Here is a 3,467-nt window from a genome sequence, read left to right on the forward strand (position 1 = left end):
CTATGGCTCATTTTATGATCAAATTCGAAGGGAGAATTTAAGTGCCTATAATCGAATTTACACAAATAGATGGAAAGTCTCTACACGTCCCCTAAGGTTTATTTACAGCAAGCCTTAATAACCTTACAAATAGTGTTTGCTGTATCTTTTTCAAGGCTTCCATAAAAAGGTAGACATAAAATTTCTGAGGAAATTTTATTTGCAATTGGCAAAAATTCTTTCTTCGCAGATTGTATATTACTGTAAAAAGGATAATTACTACACAAAGGATAAAAATACTTTCTGGCTAGAATATTTTGCAGTTTCAATTCTTCAAAAATCACATCTCTGCTAGTATTTGTAATAGCTTGTTCGACTCGAATTGGATAATATTGAAAACTTGGAGTAGTATTTGCAGGATAATCGATTAGCTTAATACCATTTATATTTGATAATTCTGAATTATAGAAATCAAATAGCTCTTTTCTCTTTTGAATTTCAGGTTCTAATGAATGTAAATTTTCTAAACCAACTATTGCTTGTATTTCGTTCATTTTACCATTTATTCCCGATAAAACGACTTCTTCCGGTGTTTTAATACCAAAATTTTTAAGTAAATAAAATTGCTCTGTTAATTCCTTATCATTATATATTAATGCTCCACCCTCTATGGTATTAAATAGTTTTGTAGCATGAAAACTAAACATGGAAACATCGCCATATAAACCTATAGATTTATTATTAATTTTGGTAAGAAAACTATGAGCTGCATCGTATACAACTTTCAAGTTATGTTTAGTCGCTATCTTGCCAATTTTAATAACATCACATGGCATTCCGTAAACGTGTACTCCAAGTATTGCTGATGTTTTGTTGGTAATCAGAGTTTCTATTTTTTCTGGATCAATACACATTGTATCAGCATCAATATCACAAAATACCGGATTAATACCAAGCCATTCTAATGCATGTACGGTTGCAGGGAAAGTGAAGGGAGTTGTAATTACTTCTCCCTTTAAATCAAGGCCCTTAAGAGCAGTCATAAGCGCTATTGTCCCATTGCAGAATAGAGAAATATTTTCTACATCAAGATATTCTTTTAGTTCTTGCTCTAATTTTTTGACTTGTACTCCCTCATTTGTTAACATACCGGATTCAAGGCAATCGTAGATATTTTCTACTATTTTCTTTTTGTCGCCTATAAAAGAAGATGTTACATAAGTTGTTTTTTTATTCATTTATTTTTTCCTTTATTACAGAGCAAAAATATACTTGCACAAAGGTCTGGATAATGCTGACCTAAATCATAACAACCTTCTAGATATTCGTCGGAAATGATATCGGTATTTAATAACTTATCCCATTGAAAATTAGCAAGAGCTTTAAAGAAAATCCCGGATCTATGAACTATATTTAAGCCAGCCAGTTTAGCATCTCTTTCTAATGTATCCAAACTATAGGTAATACGATGCCCATGTTTTTCTTCGGCCTCTGTAACAGCTGAATTATGGCTAATTAAACCCATCTTTACAGCAATTTGCCGAGATGGCGCATTTGCATTTGGACAAACTAAAAAGAAATATCCGTTATCAGAAAGCCATTCGTCATTAATTCTTTTCAGGATGTCAACAGGACTATCAAGATGCTCAAGTACATGTGTAAGAACTATGTTGTTATATTTATCGGGTAAGCTTACTTTTTCAAACGTTGAATTTATAAACTTCACTTTGTTAGACAGTTTCTTTTTTGCTTTTTCAATGGCTTTATCTGAACCTTCAACACAGGTAATATCATCAAAATTACTCAAAAGCCTAGTTGTAAAATCGCCTTGATAACTTCCAAGTTCAAGAACATTACCTTTTTTAAAAAATGGTTGAAATGATTTCATCATAAAATGATGCATTACGTCGAAATCAAAATTATACGCATATTGTCTATCTGAATTATCTAGAGATTCTTCATTATAATTTCTTATTATTGTCATATAATTATTTCAAGAATTAAGGTTTTTCTTCATTTGAATGTAGTAAGATTTTTCATCATTACTGTGATACAAAAATTGAGAAAATCCATACTTTTTATATAAGCTTAACGCTGCTATATTACCAATATGTACTTCTAAATTAATTGAATCAAATCCTAGTATTTTTGTGTATTCTATACATCTCTCAAGCAATTGAGAAGCAATATTTTGTTTATAGTGGCTAGAGATTACACTCAGATTGGAAATAAAACTGGAATTATAATTTTTGTCATTGCAATAGATTGCTAACAGCCCAACTAAATCGCCACTATTCCAGCACTCAAAAGTCTGTGCATAGTCAAAAAGTTTCTTGGCATAATTTTGGATATCTACTCTAGTATCCAACGCTGGAACATGGTGTTTAGAACATTTTTTCAAATGTTCATATATATCGGAAGTACTAGCTACTTTTCTCTTATAAATAAGGGGTTCCATAATTTTCTAAACGTGCTGCGCCAAAGCCATATTTGCCGAATTCATTGCCATTATATAGCAGATAAATCTCTTCGTCACATTTAAAAATATGTGGGTAGCACATCATTTCGGAATCCCATCCAGAATCCGAGATTGTAATTCCTGCTTTTGAATCATCTCTTATCCAAGTTAGTAGATCCTGTGAATAAGCATACCCAATACGATAGCCCATCTCCTTATCTGTTCTAAAGTTAAATGGTTGTCTATAACAGAAATACATATGATAAATATCATTTATTTTTATTACTGAGGGCAATGCTTGGCATTCATTTTCATAATTATCTTTTATAATTGGTTTACCTTGTTTATGCCAATTTATGCCATCCAAAGAAGTGCAGTGTCCAATTTTGTAAACACGTTCATAACCATTATTAGTGGGGTCTTTTTTCCATTCAGTACCAAAAATATACCACATGTGAAAAATACCTTCATACATTTGAACAAATGGGTCTCCTACCAAAAATGGTTCATACAAAGAAGAGCTAAGGATAGGTCCATCAGCAATTCTCTGAAAAGTTGTACCATTGTCATGACTTACCGACAGACCAATTCCGGTGTCTACTGAAACAGACACTCTTCTTGTCCACCCACTTATGTATCCATAAACTATATTATCTAATCTTATTACATTAAACGGAAAGATACCGTGCTCATCGAATGTACCAGGCATTCCTAATTTAATTACCTCATTTTGTGAGTAATTAATTATTTTCTCTAGATTTTTGGTAACATCTATAAATTGAATGTGACTTAAAAATTTACCATTATTAGATTTTTTTCTTATTGAGAAGTAAATTCTTATAAAATCATCAAAAACCAAAGCTTGTGGTGATTGGGCAAACCCAACAAAGTCATTTTTCAGTAAAAAAGAATCGGAAGGATCAAAAATTTTACCTAGTTTTTTAAATTTCATCGTAATTCTTTTTCCTCTAATTCTGCTATTCCAAAACCATATTTACCAAATTCATTTCCCAAGTACAACATAAATAAC

General features: G+C 31.4%; 4 protein-coding genes. All 4 read right to left on the reverse strand.

Features of this window, described 5'->3' with window-relative positions; all coding sequences use genetic code 11:
- Positions 1-98: 98 nt before the first annotated feature.
- Genes Megvenef_RS08115 through Megvenef_RS08130 form a run of 4 tightly spaced genes read right to left on the reverse strand, consistent with a single transcriptional unit; the run spans position 99 to position 3,389 of the window.
- Entirely contained in the window at positions 99-1,217 is a 1,119-nt protein-coding gene (locus Megvenef_RS08115) for a DegT/DnrJ/EryC1/StrS family aminotransferase (RefSeq protein ID WP_322777444.1), read from the reverse strand.
- On the reverse strand, positions 1,214-1,963 hold the full coding sequence (locus tag Megvenef_RS08120; protein WP_322777445.1) for a class I SAM-dependent methyltransferase: 750 nt from the start codon (positions 1,961-1,963) through the stop codon (positions 1,214-1,216). Before Megvenef_RS08120 ends, Megvenef_RS08115 begins: the two co-directional genes overlap by 4 nt.
- Positions 1,964-1,972: 9 nt before the next feature.
- On the reverse strand, positions 1,973-2,437 hold the full coding sequence (locus Megvenef_RS08125; RefSeq protein WP_322777446.1) for a GNAT family N-acetyltransferase: 465 nt from the start codon (positions 2,435-2,437) through the stop codon (positions 1,973-1,975).
- The gene (locus tag Megvenef_RS08130; protein ID WP_322777447.1) at positions 2,418-3,389 is read right to left on the reverse strand and encodes a glycoside hydrolase family protein; all 972 of its coding nucleotides are present in this window, start codon (positions 3,387-3,389) and stop codon (positions 2,418-2,420) included. The genes Megvenef_RS08125 and Megvenef_RS08130 overlap by 20 nt, the downstream gene beginning before the upstream one ends.
- Positions 3,390-3,467 lie beyond the last annotated feature (78 nt).

It is taken from the genome of Candidatus Megaera venefica (assembly GCF_034554655.1).
GTDB lineage: Bacteria > Pseudomonadota > Alphaproteobacteria > Rickettsiales > Rickettsiaceae > Megaera_A > Megaera_A venefica.